The organism is Kitasatospora sp. MAA4, from assembly GCF_029893355.1.
Classification (GTDB): domain Bacteria; phylum Actinomycetota; class Actinomycetes; order Streptomycetales; family Streptomycetaceae; genus Kitasatospora.
This window is the reverse complement of record NZ_JARZAI010000006.1, coordinates 269707-289711: the sequence shown is the minus strand read 5'-3', so window position 1 is coordinate 289711 and position 20005 is coordinate 269707. Positions and strand designations below refer to the sequence as shown.

Here is a 20005-nt window from a genome sequence, read left to right as displayed (position 1 = left end):
GTGCGGTGTACCTCACCCTCAGATCGAATGCCAGGCGACACGCAGGACTGCCGTGAAGATGCTCGCACGGCGGGATTGGGGTGGTCTGCGCAGAAGACGAAGGTGAAGAGTGAGGCGCATCACATTCGATCGGTGAACCCGCCGGTATGTCACGGGTCTTGGTAGTTGATGCATAAACAAGGTGGTTGGAGAGTTTCGCCCGAGTTATCCGGGTATAGGGGACGGATTTCCCTTTTGTCTCCGTCTAATCTGGCACCGCCGAGGTTTCCCAGTGTGGAGGTCAGCCGTGAGCGAGCACAGCACACCAGCGGACGAGCGCCGAATCGTCGTCACCGGCGGGACGTTCCCCGAACCGGCCCTGCGCGCGCTGCGGGAGGCCGGCTTCGAGGTGCGGACGGTCGGCGGCGACCTGGACGAGGAGGGCGTCGTACAGGCGCTCGACGGCGCCTGGGGCTATGTGCTGGGCGGCTCGGAGCGGATGACCGCCAAGGCCTGGGACCGGCTGCCGGACCTCGCGGCGGCCTGCTTCATGGGGACCGGCTACAGCTCCTTCCTGGAACTGCCGGCCGGCCCGTCGCCGATCCGCTTCAGCTACACGCCGCACGCCAACGCCGTCGCGGTCGCCGAGTTCACCGTCGCGCACCTGCTCGACCTGGTGCGCGCGGTCTCCCGGACGGCCGCCGAGGTCGCCGCCGGGCAGTGGAGCGAGCGCGCCACCCCCTCACTGGTCGGCGCCCGCCTCGGCATCGCCGGGATGGGCCACATCGGCCGCGAGGTCGCGCGGATGGTGCACGCCGCCTTCGGCACCGAGATCGTCTACTGGAACCGCTCCCGCCGCCCCGAGCTGGAGGCCCTGCCCTACCGGGCGGTCCCCTCGCTGCTCGACCTGTTCGAGACGGCCGACGTGGTCTCCGTGCACTTCGCGCACGAGCCCGGGCAGAACGACGGCGTCATCGGCGCCGACCACCTGCGCGCGCTGGGCCCGGACGGCTACCTCGCCAACCTCTCGCGCGCCAACGTGGTCGACCCGGCGGCCCTGCGCAGCGCCCTCGCCGAGGGCTGGATCGCCGGCGCCTCGATCGACGGCTACTACACCGAGCCCACGCCCTCCCCGGCCGCCGACCCCTACGGGCTGCTGCGCTTCGTGCCGGACCGCCTGCTGGTGACGCCGCACAGCGCGTACCACAGCGCCCAGGCGGTCCGCAGCATGGCGGACATGGCGGTCGGCAACCTGCTCGCGGTGGGGCGCGGCGAACCGGCGCCCCACCCGATCCCAGTCCCGTAGGACGGGTCAGTTCAGCAGCCACCGAGGGGTGGTCTGGCTGCGCTCCGGGAGGTGCGGGCCGGCCACCGGCGGCGTGAACGGCGTCGCCAGCGGGGTGCGAACGGGTGCGGGTGCCGGTGCGGGCGGTGGCAGCTGGACCACGGCCGCCGGGTGCGGCTTCCACAGGTCGACGGCCACCACGGGCGGCCCCTGGAGCGCCGCACCGGCCTGCGCCTGCACCGGCGCCTGCACCGGCGCCGGCGCCGGAGGGGCGGAAGCCGGCGGCGGCGGTGTCTGCGCGGGAGGCGGGGGCGTCGGCGGGTTGAGGATGTGGGAGAACTCGTACGGGTGCTGGCTCGTCCCGCTGCAACCGTCGGCGGACGTGCGGCCGGACCCGCAGGGCCGGTCGCGTCCCAGCGCCCAGAAGGAGAGCAGCCGGATGCCCTTGTCGGTGGCGAAGGCGGCCAGCCGAGTGGCGTCGTCGGTGCTGAAGACCTCGCCGGCGGAGTCGTTGACGCCCAGTATCGGGGTGACGCCCTGCATGGCCCACAGCTGCTCGGGCGTCTTCTCCGGCCAGATCCGGCCGAGTTGGGTGTGCAGCCCGTTCGCGGCCGAGATGGCGGTGTCGCCCATGTCGATGTCGGTGGAGGCGAAGTCCATGGTCATGATGTTGACCATGTCGACCGCCAGGCCGTGGCTGCGGGCGTTGCTCAGCAGGTCGACGGCGTCGGGGGAGAGGCCCCACGGGTTGACCGGCAGGGTGTAGTGGACGGAGAGGGTGCGCCCGGCCGCGGCGTACTCCCGCTGAAGGTCGCCGAGCGCCTGGTTGCGGCGGTCGTCGCCGGCCTCGTCGTCCAGCGTCGTGCCCTCGATGTCCAGGTCGATGCTGGTCAGGTTGAAGGTGTCCACCACGCGCCGGTAGGCGGCCTTGAGCGAGTCCACCGAGTCGCAGGCCAGGGCGAGTTCGCGTCCCTTGCCGCCGCCGAAGGAGACGATCACGTCACCGCCGGCCGCCCGCAGGTCGTTGATGGCGGCGGGCCAGTCGCTGTCGTCCAGCGGGATGGTGCCGTCGAGGGCGCCGTTGCAGCCGCCGTCGCTCACCACGAAGGCCAGCGTGAAGTACTTGAGCCCGGTCTCGGCGCGGGCCCGGGCCAGCGCCCGGGCGGAGCCCCAGGTCTCCACGTAGGGGGCGGCGAAGCGGGACGGGAAGCCGGGGCCGGGCCCGACCGCCGCGGCGAACGCCTGGTCGCCGACACCCAGCAGGGTGCAGGAGGCCAGGACCAGGGGTGCGAGGAGACCGGGGGAACGTAAGGGGCCGAGCATGGTTCGCTCCTGGAGGTCAGGGGACCGATCACTGCCGCAGTATCAGTCGGGGTCGGCCCGCAGGCGCGTTCGACTCGCTGCGGTGTGCTCCGGCTGGGCCATGCGGGGGGAGCCGGTGCGGGGTCGGGCGGGTCGGGCGTCGCGGCGGGCCGGGAGTGGCGAGACTCGGTCCGTGATGATTGATCATCAGATCGGGTTTTCGCGTCGGTTCCTGCTCGGCGCGGGCGGCGCCGCACTGCTCGCCGGCTGTGCTCCGGCCGGTGGCGCGCGGACGGCTTCCGGCTCGGCTGCCAGCCCGGCTGCCGGCTCGGCTGCCAGCCCGGCTGCCGGCTCGGCTGCTCCGGTGAGTGCGAGTGCTGCCGCGGTGAGCGCGAGCCCTGCCGCGGAAGCGCCGCCCGCGCCGGTCGACCGTCCCGAGGGTGCGCCGGACGTGCCGGAGTACCGGCTGCACGCCGGGCCGATGACGCTGGCGCTGACCTTCGACGACGGGCCGGCCCCCGCCAGCACCGCGCAGATCCTCGCGACCCTGCGCCGGTACGGCGTCACGGCGACGTTCTTCATGATCGGCGCCAACGTCGCGAAGTACCCGGACGTGGTCCGCCAGGTCGCCGACGAGGGCCACCGCCTGGGCAACCACACCTGGTCCCACCCGGACCTCGGCACGCTCTCCGCCGCCCGGATCCGCGAGGAGCTCGAACGCACCGGCGAGGCCGTCGCGCGCGCCGGGCGGACCGATCCGCCGAAGCTGTTCCGCGCGCCCTACGGCAACTTCAGCACCGCCTCGCTGGCGGTCGCCGCCGAGCTGGGCCTGCGGCCGATCTCCTGGTCGGTCGACCCCGAGGACTGGTCAAGACCCGGGACGGACGCGATCGTGGAGCGGGTGATGACCGGGGCCCGTACCGGCTCGATCGTCCTGGAGCACGACGGTTGCCTCATCGACGAGGCCGTCCCGACCCCGGGCGGCCCCGCCGACCGGACGCAGACCGTCGACGCGCTGGCCCGCTACCTGCCCCAACTGGTCGACGCCGGCTACCGCTTCGCCGCCGTCGGCCCGTGAGCACGCAGCTCGGCGAGGGCCTGCCAGACCTTGTCGCGCAGGAACGGGGCCTCGGTGAAGCGGACGCCGGTGGCGTCGCGCAGGGCGTTGGCGAACGCGGGCGGGACGGGGTTGAAGGGGCTCTCGCTCATCGACTTGGCGCCCAGCGGGCCGATCGAGTCGGAGGTCTCGGTGAAGTGGACCTCGGTGCGCGGCACGTCGGCGTAGGCGGGTAGGCGGTAGCGGCGGAAGGCGGCGGTGGTGATCTCGCCGCTCTCGTCCATCAGGACCTGCTCGAAGAGGGTCGCGCCCAGTGCCTGGGCGACGCCGCCCTCGACCTGGCCGCGGCACTGCATCGGGTTCATCACCTTGCCGGCGTCGGCGCCGTGCACGCTGCGCAGGATCCTGATCTCGCCCGTGTCCGGGTCGACCGCGATCCGGAACCACTGCGAGTTGAAGGCCACCGAGCGGGGGGAGCCGCCCCAGTGGCCGTCGGCCGTGAGCTCGACGCCCTTGCCGCGCGCGGCCTCGAAGATCTCCTTGAGCGAGAGGAGGCGCCCGTCGCACTCCACCGAGTCCGCGGTCAGCCGCAGCAGGCTGCGCGGGGTGCGGGCGTACTCGGCGGTGAAGGAGAGCAGCAGCTCGGCGAGCGCGTTGGCGGCCTTCATCACGGCCTTGCCCGCCACCACCGTGCCCGCCGATCCGAACGCACCGGTGTCGTGCTTGACCACGTCGGTGTCGGACTGGCGGATGGCGATCCGGTCCACCGTGGTGCCCAGCGCGCCGGCGGTGATCTGCTGGTGGACGGTGGTGGTGCCGTTGCCGAACTCCGCGGTGCCGACCGCGATGTCGTACGTGCCGTCCTCCAGCAGCTTCACGGTGGCGTCGGCGAAGTGGCCGCCGGGCGGGCCGGTAGCGATCGCGGACATCGCGAAGCCCTGTCCCACCAGCCAGCCGGGCGGGGCCAACTCCGCGCTGCGGTCGTCGGCGAGGGCGTTGCGGACCACCTGGAGGCACTGGTCGAGGCCGTAGCTGGCGATGTGCAGGTCCTCCTCCTCGCCGCAGGGGCCCTCCATGTGGTCGCCGGGGCCGATCACGTTCCTCTCGCGCAGGACGAGCGGGTCGATGTCCAGGCGCCGGGCCAGCTCGTCCATCGCCGACTCCAGGGCGAAGGTGACCTGGCCGAGCCCGTAGCCGCGGAACGCGCCGGCGGGCACGCCGTTGGTGTAGACCGAGTACGCGTTCACCTTCTTGTTCGGCGCCTTGTACACGCCCATCGACTCGCCGACGCTGTGGAACATCACGGCCGGGCCGTGGTTGCCGTACGCGCCGGTGTTGGCGACCACCCGGAACTGCAGGGCGGTCAGGAGGCCGTCGCTCCGGGCGCCGACCTTCACCGTGACCTTGAACGGGTGCCGGGTGGTGGCGCCGTAGAACTGCTCGGCGCGGGTGAACTCCAGCTTGACCGGCCGGTGCAGCTTCAGTGCGGCCAGCACCGCGATGTCCTCGGTGAGCATCTCCTGCTTGCCGCCGAACCCGCCGCCGACCCGGCCCGCGATCACCCGGACCTTCTCCATCGGCAGGTCGTACAGGTCGCACAGGGCGCGCCGGGTCAGGAACGGCACCTGGGTGCTGGAGCGCACCACGAGCCGCTCCTCGGCGCCGTCCTCGCCTTCCTCGCCTTCCTCGAAATAGGCGACGCAGCCGTGCGTCTCCAGGCTGGCGTGCTGGACCCGCTGGGTCTGGAAGGTCTCCTCGTAGACGACGTCGGCCTCGGCGAAGCCCTGCTCCACGTCGCCCATCTCGCCGTGCACCTCGCCGCAGACGTTGTCCTCGGCGCGGAAGATGCGCGACTCCGGTCCCTTCGGGTGGATCACCGGTGCGCCGGGCAGCATGGCCAGCTCCGGGTCGATGACGTACGGGAGCACCTCGTACTCCACCTCGATCTGCCGGCAGCCCTCCTCGGCGGCCGCCTCGGAGTCGGCGACCACGGCCGCCACGCGCTGGCCGACGAAGCGGACCACGTCGTCCAGCACCCGGGTGTCGTCCGGGTCCTCGGTGGGGTGCTCGTGCCGGGCCGAGGAGTACAGCCTGTCGGGGGCGTCGTGGTGGGTGAACACCGCGTGGACGCCGGGCACCCGCAGCGCGCGCGAGGTGTCGATGGAGACGATCCGGGCGTGCGGGTGCGGGGAGCGCAGCAGCTTCATGTGCAGCAGCCCGTCGACCGCGATGTCGAAGGTGTAGCGGGCGGTGCCGGTGACCACCTGCGGTCCGGCCGGTGCGCCCAGGCTGCGGCCGACCGCCTGCCCGGCGCACGGGTGCTCGGCGTGCCTGACCCCGCGGACCGCGTCCTCGATTGCCCGGTAGCCGGTGCAGCGGCACAGGTTGCCCTTCAACGACCTGGGCAGGTCGGTGAGTTGCTCCTCGTTCAGAGCGGAGGTGGTCATCAGGAAGCCGGCCGTGCAGAAGCCGCACTGGAAGCCCTGCGCATCCAGGAACTGCTGCTGCATCGGGTGCAGTTCGCCGTCCTTCGCGAGCCCCTCGACGGTGGTCACCGAGCGGCCCTCGGCCCGGACGGCCGGGTAGAGGCAGCTGTGCACCGGCTCGCCGTCGACCTGGACGGTGCACGCGCCGCAGTCGCCGGCGTCGCAGCCCTTCTTCACCCCGAACCAGCCCTGGTCGCGCAGGTAGGTGCGCAGGCACTGCCCGGGGCGGGGCTCGGCGTCGAAGTCCTGGTTGTTGACGCGGATCGAGTAGCTCATCGTCCGGCCTCCTCAAACAGCTCGCGGCGGACCTCTTCGGCGAAGCGGAACGTCATGTGGCGCCGCCAGGCGGGCAGTCCGTGGATGTCGTCGTAGTACTCGTGCGGCTCGATCCCGTACTCGACCGCCTCGCGCACCGCCTCGGCGTTGGGCGGCACCGGGAAGTGCAGGCGGATCGGCCGCACGGTCGAGGCGGTGACGGTGATGGTGAGCGTGCCGTCGACGGGGTCGAGCGTGCCGATCACCAGCGCACCGGATCGGCCCAGCCCGTACAGCGAGGCCTGCCGGAACGCTGTACGACTGACCAGTGCGCGGGCCGGCAGGGTGATCGAACGGAGCAGGTCGCCGGGTTCGAGCGCCTTGACGCCCGCGCCGACGACGAAGTCCGCGACCGGGAGCCGGCGCAGCGCGCCCGTCTGGGACCGCAGCAGGCAGACGCCGTCCAGGGCGGCGGTCAGCGAGATCATCGGCCCGGCGGGAAGCCCGTTGCACAGGTTGCCGCCGACGGTGGCCATGTTCCAGATCTTCCAGGACGCCAGGAAGGCCCGGCAGCACTGCTCGAAGAGCGGCGCCGCCGTCCAGTGCGCGGGCCTGGGGAAGCGCGAGAGCTGGGCGATGGTGCAGGTCGCGGCGATCTCCAGGTCCCCTTCGGGGGTCACCTGCAGCGGTTCCCAGCCGGTGCGGCTCAGGTCGACCAGGCGGCGGATGTGCGGCTGCGGCTCGGAGAAGAGGTACGTGCCGCCGCCCAGCCAGGCGTCACCCGGCTGCCACACCTCGCGACGGCGGGCGTCGCGCACCTCCAGCACCGTGTTCAGATCCACGTTGTCCCACCGTCCTCTCCGCGTCGCTTGAAGGCGTCGACAGCTCGATACGGCGATTGAAGCAACGCGGTGGCGGCCGGGACGAGTGGTGCCGGACACCGGCGATACGTCGCTGACCTGGAGGATCGACCAGTTCGGGGGGCCTGAGGTCACACCTAGATCACTTTCACCCAACCCCGCCGGATACGCTGACGCGTCACATTCCACGGACGGGGAGAAGAACGCGGATGGCCACGCCCTGGGCGGAGCTGCTGGGCGAGGTCGCCCGGACCGGGCGGCGGCTGCGCCGTGAGGAGCTCGACGGCTTGCGCAGCCGCGGCGAGCAGGCGGCCGGCGAGGGCGTCTCGCTGCCGGAGCTGATAGACGAGCACCTGGCCGCCGCCTCCGGGGCCTGGGAGGGCCGTCCGGTGCAGGCGGGTTCGCTGCTGGCGTTGCGCACCGCCGTCGCCGCGCTCGGCGAGGGGCACAGCCGGGCCAGCCACCACCGGATGCACCAGGAGGACTCGGGCCGCCGCGAGTTCCTCGCCGACCTGCTGAGCAACCGCAGCGACCTCGGCCGACTCGCCGAGCACGCCGCGCGGTTCGGGCTCAACCTGGCCTGCCGGCACGTCGTGGCAGTCGCCGAGGGTGACGGCTACGACGTGGAGGACCCGGTGGTGCGCCGGGTGGAGCAGCAGCTGATGGGCCGGTTCGGCGACCTCGACGTGCTGCTCGCGGTCAAGCACGGCCGACTGGTCTGCATCGCGCCCAGCCTGCCCGGCATCGCGGGCGAGGTCGGGCCGGACGGCGGCGCGGTGATCGCCCGGTTCGCCGCGCTCACCGCCGACCGGCGGGTGGCGGTCGGCCGGGCGCACAGCGGTCCCGGCGGGGTGGTGCGCAGTTACGAGGAGGCGACCGCCGCGCTGGAGCAGGCCGCCCGGCTCAACCTGCCCGGTCCGCTGCTGCGCGCCGCGGACCTGCTGGTGCTGCCGGTGCTGCTGCGCGACCGGGCCGCGATGGCCGACCTGGTGCACAGCGTGCTCGGCCCGCTGGAGACGGCCCGCGGCGGCGCCCGCCCGCTGCTCGACACGCTGGCCGCCTACGCCGAGACCCGCTACGTCGCGGCGGAGGCCGCCCGCCGGCTGGGCCTGAGCGTCCGGGCGCTCTCCTACCGCCTGGAGCGGATCACCCAGCTGACCGGCTTCGACCCGGACGAGGCCCTGCAGCGCTTCACCCTGGAGACGGCCGCCCTCGGCGCCCGCCTGCTGGACTGGCCGAACCAGCCCCTCTAGCCATAGGCCGCCTTCAACGTGGCCCAGCGGGCGCGCTGCTCCTCGGTGGCCCGGCCGCGCAGCTCGGCGAGCTTGAGCAGGTTGGCCTCGGCCGCGCCGCCCAGGGTCTGCGCCTCGGCGAGGTAGTGGTCGTCGATCACCGCGTCCAGCTCGGCCGGGTCCATCATCGGCAGCACCCGCTGGGCGATCCTCGCCATGTTCCGGTAGGAGCCCTGGAGCAGGAACGGCGGCTCGGTGCGGTCCGCCTCGGCCTGCGCGGCCGAGGCGATGTAGGCGCGGTTGACGGCGAGTACGGTCCGCTGGACGTGCAGCAGCCTGCCGAGCACGGCGAGGATCCGCTCCAGGTCGTCGTAGGAGCGTTCCAGCCGGTCGGCCTGGGCGGCAGGGTCGCCGGCGGCCAGCGCGACCAGCAGGCGAAGTTCGGCGCCGTCCAGGCCGGCCAGCGGGGCGAGCACCGGGTTGGCGGTGAGCGCGTTCTCCAGGAAGCTCAGCGCGAAGAGGTCGTCCCGGCCGGTCAGCACCTCGCCGAGGTTCCACACGTCGGCCCGGTTGGCGAGCATGTCGGGGATCTTGAACTGCGCGCCGGACTCGGTGTACGGGTTGCCGGCCAGGCAGACCGCGAAGCGCCGCCCGCGCAGGTCGAAGCTGCGCGCCTGCCCGTCGCTGACCGCCTCGATCCGGCGCTGCGCGTCGCACAGCGGGATGAACTTCTGCAGCAGCTCGGGCGAGGTGTGCTGGATGTCGTCCAGGTACAGCAGCACGTTGCTGCCGGCCTCCAGGGCGAAGACGATCTTCTCCACCTCGCGCCGGGCGGCCGCGTCGGGCGCCCGGTCCGGGTCGAGCGAGGTGGTGGCGCGGCCGAGCGCCGGGCCGTCGACCCGGACCATCACCAGACCGAGCCGGTCGGCGACGTACTCCATCAGCGTCGTCTTGCCGTAGCCGGGCGGGGAGACCAGCAGCAGCAGTCCGCTGCGGTCGGCGCCGGGGAGGTCGGCGGAGCCGAGCTGCTTGGCCAGGTTGTCCCCGATCAGCGGCAGGTAGACCTGGTCGATCAGCTGGTTGCGGACGAAACCGGCCAGCGGGCGCGGGCGGTAGTCGTCCAGCCGCAGCCTGGTCCGCTCGGCGCCGAGCAGTTCGGTCCGCTGCCGCTGGTAGGCGCGGTAGGCGGGGACCCGCTCGGTGCGGAACCGCTCGGCGCGGGCGGGCAGTTCGTCGATCCGTACGGTCAGCCGCCGCTCGGCGATCAGCGGGTGCGCGCCGAGCAGGCCCTCCACGGTGGCGGCCAGCGGCGCCGCGCAGTCGTAGCGCGGCAGTTCGTCCGCGCAGAGCAGCGCGACGGCCTCGGCGACCTCGGGGGCGTCGGCCGCCTCGGCGCCCGCGGTGGCGGCGAAGGCGCTGAGCCAGGCGGTGGCGAGCTGGTGGCGGGCGGCCAGGTCGGAGCCCAACGCCAGTAGGTCATCGGTCAGTTGGGGAGTGCCCACGGTGTGCTGGAACTTCTCTAGCAGGGTCCGGGCCCCGGCGCCGGCGACGAATCCCCGCTCGGGGGAGCCGAGTTCCTCCAGCAGGTAGCCGCCGGCCTGCTCGCCGCCGTCAGGCAGGCCGAGCGCTGCCGTGAACTCCGCGATCCGGGAGCCCAGTTCGGCGGCGAGTTCGCCGATCGCCGGGGTGCTGCCGAAAGCGGCCCGGGCCCGCAGCAGCGAACTCGCCCGGCGCTGCCAGGCGGTGCGGGCCGGCTCGTCCACGGCGTGCGCCCAGAACAGCTGCGCCGCCGTGCGGGCCGCGCTGGGGAAGCGCAGCAGGCCGGCGCCGGTACGCAGTTCCAGCAGCGCCCGCAGGATGGCGGCGGCGTCCTGGTCGTGCACGCCGCGCTCGTACCCCTCGTCGTAGGCGCTCTCGGCCGCCCGGCGCACCAGCGGGAGCAGCGGGCCCTCGGCCAGCAGCTCGACGGAGAGGCGCTCTCCGCTGCTCCCGCCGCCGCGCTCGGCTGTCGCCAGCAGGGCGGCGGCCAGGTACTCCGCGCGGTAGAGCGCGGGGGACTCGCTGACCAGCGGCTGGGTCCAGAACGGCCTGGTCCGCGCGAACTCCGCGCTGCGCACCGGCCGCCGGTAGCCGGTGCCGGTGACGGCGAAGGCCAGGCCCTCGCCGTCCGGCACCAGGGTCAGTTCCACCGGCTCGCGCCGCACCGCGAACCGGTGGCGCCCCAGCCGCACGGTCGCGCCGCCGTCCGCGGACAGCTCGGCCCGGTCGCGCAGCGCCCGGACGGCGGCCTGGGCGGCCGCCGCGAGACCGTCCTCGGCCTCCTGGGCCCGGACCGGGTCGCCGAGTTCGCGCAGCTCGGCGGCGCCCGAGCGGACCCGCAGGGCCATCGGGTCGGCGGCCAGGCAGGAGTTGACCTCCTGCGCCGTGTTCAGCGCGGCGAGCCGGCGGCGGAGCGCCTCCAGCGCCCGGGCGCCGGACTCGGCGATCCGCTCGGCGCGGGCGGCGGCGGCGTCCAGCAGGGCCTGGCGCCGGGTGGCGAAGGCGCGGTGCAGCTCCTCGCGCTGCGCGGCGAGCCGCTGCGCCAGCTCTTCGGAGTCCGCGAACCGGCCGTCGAGGCCGTCCAACCGCAGTAGCAGACGGGCCAGTTGATCGTCGCATTCGGCGGGGGAGCCGGCACTCTCCAGGGCGCTGGTGACGGCCTGCGCGAGCAGCGCCGACTGGGCCGCGAAGGCGGCCCGGTGCTCCTCGGCCAGCAGCGCGCCGCGCCGGGCGTCCAGCACGGCGCGGGCGCGGTTGACCGCGGCCAGCACCTCGCCGACGGCCAGCAGGACGGCGGTACCGACCGTGGCGTCCTCGCTCGGCAGGCCGGTGACCACCTCGGTGACGGTCCCCAACGCTGCTGCCTGAGCGGTGAGTTGCTCGGACAGCGGAGCGGCCTCAGCGGCCGTGCCGATCGCTTCGGCCTGCTCGGCCGCGGCCAGTGCGGCGGCCAGCGGCCCGGCGAAGGCGTCGGGGCGGGCGAGGAAGACGACCGCGCGCTCCGCGGTCGCCTCGATCTCCGCGCCGAGCCGGCCGGCGATCGCCTCCAGGCGCTCCCGGTCGAGTTCGGGAAGCTCCCGCAGGGTGAGCAACTCGCCCTGTGATGTGCGCAGTTCGGTGAGCCGGTCGACCCAGCCGGCGGCGTCGGCCGGCGGCTCGCCCTGGGCCCGGCGGATCAGCGAGGCCGCGGCGGCCTCGGCCCGGCCGAGCGCGGCGGCGGTGCGCTCGATCAGCTCGGTGCGGCGCCGGTGCTCCGCGCCCAGCTGCTCGGTGGCCGCCCTGATCTCCTCCAGCGGCGCCCGCAGGTCGAACAACTCCGGTTCGGACAGCCAGTGGTGGCGGTCGGCGGCCTTGGCGCAGGCGTCCAGCAGAACAGCCGTGTCCGGTTCGGCCGTCGCGGTGCGTACCACCTCCAGGCAGGCGGCCAGGCCCCGGACCAGCTCGGCGTTGCCGATCCGCTCCAGCGGGCCGTCCCCCATCGGCTGCGCGGCGGCGTGCTCGGTCGAGGCGAACGGCGTGCGCCAGACCTGCGCGTCGTGCGCCCGGGTCGGCCCCTGGGCGGGGCGCAGCAGCAGCAGCGTCCCGTCGGCCAGCAGCGCGTGCGCTGTGCCGGTCAGCGGCCCCGCGGCCTCCCGGCGCACGGTGTTCCAGGGCAGCAGCAGCGTGCGGCTCTCGGTGGGGTGTCGGAAGACGTAGAGCAGGTCCTCGCCGTTCGGTGAGGGCACCGCGGCCTCGAAGCGCAGGCCCTCGGTGTCGGTCCGGAAGGTCCGCCCGGTGCCGTCGGCCAGCTCGTAGCCGCCGGGGAAGACCAGGCCCTGGTCGGCCGGCAGCAGCCGGCAGCCCTGGCCGAGCGCGTCCCGGCGGCGGACCTCGCCGGTGCGGGTGTTGACCAGCAGGAAGCGTTCGGCCGGCTCGTTGTACGGGCGCACCCGCAGCAGCACCAGCGGTCCGGCGATCGCGTACGACAGCTCGGCGTCGGCCAGGCTCTGCAACGGCTCGTCCACCGGCTCGCGGTGGCGGACGTGCTCCTCGGTGCCGGTGTCGGCGTTCAGCGAGACGGTCAGGCTGCCGCCGGTGGTCCCGACGAAGACGGTGTCCGCCACCGAGATCCGCGGGAACCGGCCCGGCAGCTGCTGCTCGCGCGCGGTCCGGGTCCAGACCACGTCGTAGTCGGGGACCTGCGGCAGGTCCCGCTCGCCCCGGTTGTCGAGGTACTCGGCGCCCTCGCGGCCCAGTTGCCAGCGCAGCACCCGGACGTCCTCGGCCCGCTCGCCGGTCCGGAAGACCGCGAGCAGCCGTCCGGCGGGGGTGCGGTGCAGCCGCAGCAGCCGGGCGTCGCGGTAGTAGCGCAGGAGTTCGGCCAGGTCGAGGCGGAACCGGGCGTCGTCCAGCAGTCCGGGGACGGTGTGTCCGCTCTCCCCGCCCGCCGCCGCGTGCGGGGAGAGCATCGCCTCCGCCGCGTCCGTACCGAGCAGCACCGTCTGCGGGCCGACCGGGACCAGATCGCGCGGGAGGCAGTTCTCGGGGGTGCGCAGCCGCAGCGAGCCGGTCAGCTCCAGCGCCGGCGCCCCGAACACCTCCTGCCGACGGGCGTTCAGCGCCTCGGCCCGCCGCCCCAACTCGGCTGCCCGGTCGGCCAGTCGTGCCCGCAGCAGCTGGTAGCCGTCCGCTTCCGCGCCCATCGTCGTTCTCTCCTGCTGCTCTCGGTGTTACTTCTTACCGTTCAGGCTCTTGGTCGGCAGAGGTGCGGGTGCGGCGGCCATCGCCTCCTTGACCTGCTCGACGACCTCCGGCCCGGCGGTGTTCAGCAGCGACTGCAGCAGCGCCGTGCCGCTCAGGCCGGGCATCCCGCCGCCCAGCGCGCTGAGCACCCGGGTCAGATCGTCCGGGAAGCTCTGCGAGCCGTCCAGCCAGTCGGCGCCCAACTGCCGCACGGTAGCCGAGTTCTGGACGAACCCGTCGACCCCCTTGCCGAAGGACACCGCGCCCACCAGCTTCTCCAGGAAGACGCTGTCGCCGCCGACGATGTCGATGTCCGCGCCCTCCAGGCCGGTCGCCAGCACGGTGGCCTGTGCCTCGGCGATCCGCCGCTGCACGTCCAGCGCGGCCAGCCGGACCTCCTTGTCGGCCTGCAACCGCAGCCGGTACTCCTCGTGTTGGCGCGTCGCGTCGTCCAGCGCCGCCATCGACGCGGCCTTCTCCCTGAGCCCGGCCGCCTCGCCGAGCAGCTTCTCGCGGATCCCGGTGGCCTCCGCCAGCGCCTTGCGCTCGTTGACGGCCGCCTCCGCGAGCCCGACCTTCTCGATCGAGGCCGCCTTCTGCAGCAGGCCCTCGGCCTCGCCCTCCAGCTTGGCCCGGATGCCGGCCGCCTCCGCGAACGCCTGCCGCTCCATGACGGCAGCCTGCGCCATCCCGACCTTCTCGCTGGCCGCCGCGTCCTGCTCCTTGACCTGCGCCGCCGCCAGGCCCTCGGCCGCGGCCTGCGCCTGCTCGCCCTGGGCCATCCGGATCGCCGCCGTCGCCTCCAACTCGGCCGTCTGCTGCCGGGCTTCGGCCAGCACCAGCTGCTCCTTGGCACGGTGGTGGGCGGCCTGCTCGGCGGCCTCGGCCGCCTTGATGTCCTTGACCAGCCGCTCCTGGGCCTCCGCCTCGGCGGTGATGACCAGCGCCTGCCGGGTCCGCTCGGCCTCCTGGACGACCCGGACCCGCTTGATCTCCTCCTCCTGCTCGGCCACCGTGCGGTCCACCGCGATCCGGTCCCGGACCACCTCGGCGACCGCCCGCTTCTCGCCCTCGACCTCCTTCTCCTTGGAGATCCGGGAGAGTTCGGTCTCCCGCTCGCGGTTGATGACCTCCAGCAGGCGGTCCTTCTCGATCCGCTCGGTCTCGATCGCGATCACCCGCTCGCGGTTCTTCTCGGCCACCGCGATCTCCCGGGCCTGGTTCTCCCGCTGGACGCCGAGCAGCTCGTCGGTGCGCAGCAGCGCGGAGTGCGCCTTCAGCCGCTCCTCCTCCTGCACCTTGGAGGTCTCGGCCTCCTCCTTGGCCCGCAGCGTCTCGATCTCCCGGTGCTGGCGGATCTCCGCGTCGGCCTTGCGCCGCTCCAACTCCAGGACGGCCTCCCGGGCGTCGACGTTCTGCCGGGTGATCTCCTTCTCCTCGTTGCGCTGGTAGTCGTTGGTGCGGATGTGCTCCAGCGCGGTGAGCTCGGTGATCTTGCGGATGCCCTGGGCGTCCAGGATGTTGGCCGGGTCCAGCTGGAGCAGCGGAGTCTGCTCCAGGTGGTCGATCGCGGCGTCCTCCAGGTGGTAGCCGTTCAGGTCGGTGCCGATCACCTGGATGATCCGGTCCCGGAACTCCTCGCGCTTGGTGTAGAGGTCGATGAAGTCGAGCTGCTTGCCGACCGTCTTGAGCGCCTCCGCGAACTTGGCGCTGAACAGCGTCTGCATCGTCTCCTGGTGGCTGGCCCGGTCGGTGCCGATCGCCTGGGCGACCTTGATGACGTCCTCGGCGGTCTTGTTGACCCGCACGAAGAAGGCGATCCGGATGTCGGCCCGGATGTTGTCCTGGCAGATCAGGCCCTCCCGGCCGGTGCGGGAGATCTCGATGGTCTTCACCGAGATGTCCATCACCTCGGCCCGGTGCAGCACCGGCATCACCAGTGCGCCGGTGAACGTCACGTCGACGTGCTTGGCCTTGGAGATGATCAGCGCCTGGCCCTGGTCGACCTTGCGGAACAGCCGGCCGAGCAACATCATCGAGCCGAGCCCGATGAGCAGCACGACGGCGACGAGCACACCGATGCCGATGGCGAGTGCAGACATGAATGGTCCTTCGTGGATGCTCAGTTGAAGATCAGTTGACGAGTCGGACGGCTCAGACGCCCCGAATGACGGTCAGTCCAGGGCGAGTTCGGGCATCACCCGGAAGAACTCGCCGTCCGCGTCGTAGTCGTAGATCAGCGCCGTGGCTCCCGCCGTCAGCGCACTCCCGGCGCCGGCCGCGTCCTCGTCGCTCTGCCGGACCTGCACCAGGGCGGCCGAGCCGTCCGGTGCGTGCACCTCGGCCTGCCCGAAGTCCGGCCCGACCCGGCCGGTCCGGATCACGCAGCGGCTGCCGACGAAGTCCAGTCGGGACGGCGGCGGTTCGGGCTGCGGCAGCAGCCGGCGCAGTGGCGAGACCAGCAGCCTCGCCCCCGCCCACCCCCCGGCCGCCGCCGCCGCCGACCCCGCCAGGGCTCCCCCGAGCCCCGGTCCCCCCGCCAACTCCCCGGCCAGGGCGCTGAACCAGGCGAAGGCCACCAGCAGCGACACCACGACGGTGATCGGAACTCCCCCGAGTCCCACTGCCGACAACACCCCGCCCACACCCCGACCGCCCCCGTGCCCCCCATGTCCCCCCTGGCCTCCGTGCTGCCCGGCGGCACCCCCGTGTCCGCCGTGCCCCCCGCCGGCGTGTCCCCCGCCGTGCCCGCCCCCGTGCCCGACTCCCCCGACGAGCACCAGCAGCCAGTACCCGACCACCACTGCCAGCGCGAAGCTGAACAGGACGGCCGGGAAGGCCGTCGCCGCCCCCACGAACTCACGCACCGCTGACTCCCACCCCGAAGGCCCGGGGCGACAGCGACTGCCGCCCCGAGCAGCGCGCCTCCCGCTCGCGCTGCCGTTGGTCATGGTGGGGCCAGGAGCGCTCCCGGCACACTGCCAGAACCCGGCAATCTTGGCGCCGTCTTAACGTCCGTAACCGGACGCTCGGATAGCTTGGTGACGTGGGGTCATCAGACCCGGTCTTCTACCCAGAGGGGTCTTCGCAGGTGACAAAGTTCGGCTACAAGGCGTCCGCCGAGCAGTTCGCACCCCGTGAGCTGCTGGACTACTCCGTGCAGGCGGAGAAGCACGGATTCGACTCGGTCTTCATCAGCGACCACCTCCAGCCCTGGCGGCACACCGGTGGGCACGCCCCGGCCGCGCTGCCCTGGCTCGGCGCGCTGCTCGCGAGCACCGAGCGGGTGATCGTCGGGACGAGTGTGCTGACGCCCTCGTTCCGCTACAACCCGGTGGTCGTCGCCCAGGCGTTCGCCACGCTCGGGTGCCTGGCGCCGGGCCGCGTGGTGCTGGGCCTGGGCTCGGGGGAGTCGCTGAACGAGGTGCCCGCGGGCACGGTCTGGCCGGAGCCCAAGGAGCGCTTCGCGCGGCTCAAGGAGTCGATCACGCTGATCAAGCGGCTCTGGACGGAGGAGCGGGTCACCTTCGACGGCGCGTTCTACCGCTGCGACCGCGCGACCATCTACGACCTGCCCGAGATCCCGGTCGGCCTGTACGTCGCGGGCGCGGGGCCGGCCACCACCCGGATGGCCGGGCGGCTCGCCGACGGCCACATCTGCACCAGCGGCAAGGGGCGCGAGCTCTACGCCGACGTGCTGCTGCCCGCGCTGGCGGAGGGCGCGGCCCAGTCGGGCCGCACGCTCCAGGACGTGGACCGGATGATCGAGGTCAAGGTCTCCTTCGACCCGGACCGCAAGCAGGCGCTGGAGAACACCCACTACTGGGGGGCGCTGGCCCTCACCCCGGACGAGAAGACCGGCGTGGACGACCCGATCGAGATGGAGCGCCGCGCCGACGCCCTGTCGGTGGAGCGCACCGCGAGCCGCTGGATCGTCTCCAGCGACGTGGACGAGCACGTCGAGCGGATCACCGAGTACCTGGACCTGGGCTTCAACCACCTGGTCTTCCACGCCCCGGGGCCCGACCAGCAGCGCTTCCTGGAGCTCTACGGCCAGGAGATCCTGCCCCGGCTGCGGGCGGTCGCAGGCAACTGACTCCCGCGTACGGCTACCGACCCACCGCCCCCGCCGACTTCGGCGGGGGCGGTGGCGTATCCCTGACAAGTCCCGTACGTAGCAAGGTAGTTATGACGACCCGCTACCTGACCTGCTCGCCCGAACGCTTCCGGCAGTCGGACAACGTCTGCCCCTTCGGCACGAGCTGACACTGGGTCATCACACAGTTCTCACACCATACTTGAAATCCCTAGCGTGATCACCGGCTGGAACGGACACAGCCGCCGTGCACCTCTCATCCCCAGGAACAGGGAGAGCATGACCACACGCAGGGCATTCCTCGGCACCGCCACCGCAGTAGGTGCCGTCTCACTTCTCGGCAACGCCCCGGCCGCTGCCGCGAGTTCGAACGATTCAACCGTGCCCACCGGATCCACTGCGGCCACCGAGCAGCAGGCCCGCGACGCGATCATCGCGGTCGACACCGACATGCAGAAGTACTACGACGCGCTGCGGGCCGAGGTCACCCTGAACCTCTCGCCGGTCATCGTCGTCTACAACGACTACGCGGGTGGCCTCTACACCCTCGTCCACAACGGACAGCAGATATCCGAGCACCCCGTCTCGGAGATATTCCAGCTGGCGAAGTCGGTCGCCCACGCGCCGCTGGGCATCTACTCGATCCTCTCGCCCTACCTCGACAACAGAGTCCCCAACCTCCCCAACGCCGACCACCTGGACGCGCACGACCTGCAGATGGTCGCGTCCAAGGGCCCCGCGACGACCGAGTGGGTCACCCCGCTGCAGGCCTTCGCGGCCACCCTCGCCGGCGCCCGCCGGCAGCTCGCCGCGGCGAACATGCCGCAGGAGCTCCAGGACTCCTCCGCGCGGATCCTCGACGCCGCACTGCGGTTCATCGCGGGCGCGGTGCAGGCCGGTTCCTTCGACATGAAGTCCTTCGAGGACTTCTCGGGCAGCGTGTTCGCCGACATCGGCACCAACATGGACTACGCGGCCCAGGTCCAGATCGCCGGCGTCAAGGACATCATGACGCGGTGGCGCCAGCTGGTCGGCGAGAAGGACTGGAGCGACCTCTACACCGTCGTCATGACGATCTGGACGACGTCCGTGCTCAACCAGAACAGCATCATCCTCAAGCAGTACATGAACCCGGCCAAGCTGGACAGCCACCTGATCAACATCGAGATGGCCCAGTTCCCGGCCGACCCGGTCGCCGTCGCGCTGGACAACCTGGCCCGGATCGTTCAGGACAACGTCGCGGCCGAGATGGTCTTCCCGCTGGACCAGACCCTCGCGGACGCCCTCAAGGGTCCTGAGGACCTGCTCGCCGCCACCATCCAGCAGCAGCTCGTCTGCCCCTTCCGGAGCAAGCAGGCGCTGGTGACCAAGCCCGCCCGCTCCAAGGCGTAACACCCGTCGTACGACGACGCCCCCGCTCTTGCCGGAGAGCGGGGGCGTTGGTCGTCAGTTCAAAAGGTGTGTCAGGCCGGGATGTTGAGCTCGACGAGGAGCCCGGCGGAGGCCGTGAGGCGCACGGTGTCGGGCAGGACGAAGCCGGGACGGGCGGCCAGCAGGCCGAAGAACGTCTCGGGTACCACCAGGACGAGCAGCAGCAGAAGCGGGACCTGCCAACCGCCCGTGAGGGTGTGCAGCAGCCCGAACGAGACCGGCCCGAACCCCGCCAGCAGATAGCCGACGCTCTGCGCCATGCCCGAAAGCCGGGCCGCCACCTGCGGGTTGGGCGAGCGCAGACTCAGCATGGTGACCGCCAGCGGAAAGGCGCTGCCGGTGGCGAGCCCGAGGACGGGCACCCACACCCAGCCGGACCGCGGTGCGAGGAGCAGTCCCGTCAGACCCACCGCCATGATCACGGCCACGGCCAGGATCATCGGCCGCTGGTCGTTCAGGCGGACGGCGAGCACCGGGACCACGAAGCCCATCGGGATGCCGACGATCATCATGGCCGACACCATCATCCCGGCCTCGGCCTGGGCGAAGCCGTGGTCCTGCATGCTCGCCGGCAGCCACGCCGTCAGCACGTAGAACATCAGCGACGCCAGGCCCAGGAAGGCGGCCAGGGCCCAGGCCAGCGGGGAGCGGAGCAAGGACGGCTCCCCGGCGAGGCGGCGGTCCGCCGGGACGGGGTGCCCCCGCTCGTGCCGTCCGCGCAGGGCTCGCGGCCCCCACAGCAGGGTGGCGGCCAGCGACGGGACCGCCCACACGGCGAGTGCCACCCGCCAGCCGGCGGAGTGGTCGAGCGGGACGGTCAGCGCGGCGGCGAGCGCGCCGGTCGCCGCCATCAGCATCATCGCCAGGCCGGTGAGGGATCCCACGCGCCGGGCGAACCGGCGCTTGATCTCCACCGGCAGCAGCACATTGCCCATGGCGATGCCGCCCCCGGCCACCACGGTGCCGGTGAACAGCGTGATCGGGGACGGCAGCACCCGCAGCAGGATGCCCGCCGTGATCAGGAGCAGTGAGAGTGTGACAGCCCCCTCGGTCCCCACCCGGCGCGCCAGCGGCGGCGCGAGGGAGGCGAAGGCGCCCAGGCAGAGCACCGGCAGCGCGGTCAGGATGCTGACCTGGACTCCGCTGAGACCGAAGGTGACGCGCAGGTTGTCGAGTACGGGGGCGACGCAGGTGATGGCCGCCCGCAGGTTGATTGCCAGCAGCACGAGGCCGCAGAGATTCCAGAACCTTCTGTACAAGG

General features: G+C 72.6%; 12 protein-coding genes. 5 read left to right on the top strand and 7 right to left on the bottom strand.

The features are described 5' to 3' along the window. The first annotated feature begins 286 nt into the window (after nt 1–286). Complete coding sequence (locus P3T37_RS11395; RefSeq protein WP_280723395.1) at nt 287–1285, top strand: NAD(P)-dependent oxidoreductase; 999 nt, start codon at nt 287–289, stop codon at nt 1283–1285. A gap of 6 nt (nt 1286–1291) precedes the next feature. Here the strand turns inward: P3T37_RS11395 and P3T37_RS11390 are convergent, their stop codons facing one another. Further along, nucleotides 1292–2587, bottom strand: a complete 1296-nt coding sequence (locus P3T37_RS11390; protein WP_280723394.1) for a chitinase — start codon at nt 2585–2587, stop codon at nt 1292–1294. A gap of 175 nt (nt 2588–2762) precedes the next feature. Between P3T37_RS11390 and P3T37_RS11385 the strand changes: the two genes are divergently transcribed. Further along, entirely contained in the window at nt 2763–3644 is an 882-nt protein-coding gene (locus P3T37_RS11385; RefSeq protein WP_280723453.1) for a polysaccharide deacetylase family protein, read from the top strand. Here P3T37_RS11385 and P3T37_RS11380 read toward each other — a convergent pair. Both P3T37_RS11380 and P3T37_RS11375 read right to left on the bottom strand, forming a co-directional pair. After that, a complete protein-coding gene (locus tag P3T37_RS11380; RefSeq protein ID WP_280723393.1) occupies nt 3617–6385 on the bottom strand; it encodes a molybdopterin cofactor-binding domain-containing protein in 2769 nt (922 codons plus the stop codon). The two genes, P3T37_RS11385 and P3T37_RS11380, sit on opposite strands and share 28 nt — an antisense overlap. Next, nucleotides 6382–7206, bottom strand: coding sequence for an FAD binding domain-containing protein (locus tag P3T37_RS11375; RefSeq protein WP_280723392.1), 825 nt, complete (start codon nt 7204–7206; stop codon nt 6382–6384). The genes P3T37_RS11380 and P3T37_RS11375 overlap by 4 nt, the downstream gene beginning before the upstream one ends. 227 nt (nt 7207–7433) lie before the next feature. Between P3T37_RS11375 and P3T37_RS11370 the strand changes: the two genes are divergently transcribed. Beyond that, nucleotides 7434–8477: a helix-turn-helix domain-containing protein gene (locus P3T37_RS11370; protein ID WP_280723391.1), complete on the top strand. Its 1044-nt coding sequence runs from the start codon at nt 7434–7436 to the stop codon at nt 8475–8477. Here the strand turns inward: P3T37_RS11370 and P3T37_RS11365 are convergent. From P3T37_RS11365 to P3T37_RS11355, 3 genes are all read right to left on the bottom strand, one after another. Beyond that, the gene (locus P3T37_RS11365; RefSeq protein ID WP_280723390.1) at nt 8474–13177 is read right to left on the bottom strand and encodes a DNA repair ATPase; all 4704 of its coding nucleotides are present in this window, start codon (nt 13175–13177) and stop codon (nt 8474–8476) included. The genes P3T37_RS11370 and P3T37_RS11365 overlap by 4 nt on opposite strands. A 27-nt stretch (nt 13178–13204) precedes the next feature. Next, nucleotides 13205–15319 (bottom strand): SPFH domain-containing protein, encoded by a 2115-nt coding sequence (locus P3T37_RS11360; protein ID WP_280723389.1) that lies wholly within the window; start codon nt 15317–15319, stop codon nt 13205–13207. Between the two features lie 72 nt (nt 15320–15391). Further along, nucleotides 15392–16084: a hypothetical protein gene (locus P3T37_RS11355; protein ID WP_280723388.1), complete on the bottom strand. Its 693-nt coding sequence runs from the start codon at nt 16082–16084 to the stop codon at nt 15392–15394. 224 nt (nt 16085–16308) lie between these two features. Here P3T37_RS11355 and fgd point away from each other — a divergent pair, with 224 nt between their 5' ends. Beyond that, nucleotides 16309–17313: a glucose-6-phosphate dehydrogenase (coenzyme-F420) gene (fgd, locus tag P3T37_RS11350; protein ID WP_280723387.1), complete on the top strand. Its 1005-nt coding sequence runs from the start codon at nt 16309–16311 to the stop codon at nt 17311–17313. A 279-nt stretch (nt 17314–17592) separates the two neighbouring features. Next, nucleotides 17593–18705 carry a hypothetical protein gene (locus tag P3T37_RS11345; protein WP_280723386.1) on the top strand — a complete coding sequence of 371 codons (1113 nt, stop codon included), beginning with the start codon at nt 17593–17595 and terminating at the stop codon, nt 18703–18705. Between the two features lie 71 nt (nt 18706–18776). On the opposite strand, the gene P3T37_RS11340 is transcribed toward P3T37_RS11345, so the two are convergent. Further along, a complete protein-coding gene (locus P3T37_RS11340) occupies nt 18777–19970 on the bottom strand; it encodes an MFS transporter (RefSeq protein ID WP_280723385.1) in 1194 nt (397 codons plus the stop codon). Nucleotides 19971–20005 lie beyond the last annotated feature (35 nt).

Excerpts from the sequence above, each read along its gene's own strand:
- P3T37_RS11390 (WP_280723394.1), bottom strand. The coding sequence starts at position 2,587 with ATGCTCGGCCCCTTACGTTCCCCCGGTCTCCTCGCACCCCTGGTCCTG.
- P3T37_RS11385 (WP_280723453.1), top strand. The coding sequence starts at position 2,763 with ATGATTGATCATCAGATCGGGTTTTCGCGTCGGTTCCTGCTCGGCGCG.
- P3T37_RS11380 (WP_280723393.1), bottom strand. The coding sequence starts at position 6,385 with ATGAGCTACTCGATCCGCGTCAACAACCAGGACTTCGACGCCGAGCCC.
- P3T37_RS11370 (WP_280723391.1), top strand. The coding sequence starts at position 7,434 with ATGGCCACGCCCTGGGCGGAGCTGCTGGGCGAGGTCGCCCGGACCGGG.
- P3T37_RS11365 (WP_280723390.1), bottom strand. The coding sequence starts at position 13,177 with ATGGGCGCGGAAGCGGACGGCTACCAGCTGCTGCGGGCACGACTGGCC.
- P3T37_RS11360 (WP_280723389.1), bottom strand. The coding sequence starts at position 15,319 with ATGTCTGCACTCGCCATCGGCATCGGTGTGCTCGTCGCCGTCGTGCTG.
- P3T37_RS11345 (WP_280723386.1), top strand. The coding sequence starts at position 17,593 with ATGACCACACGCAGGGCATTCCTCGGCACCGCCACCGCAGTAGGTGCC.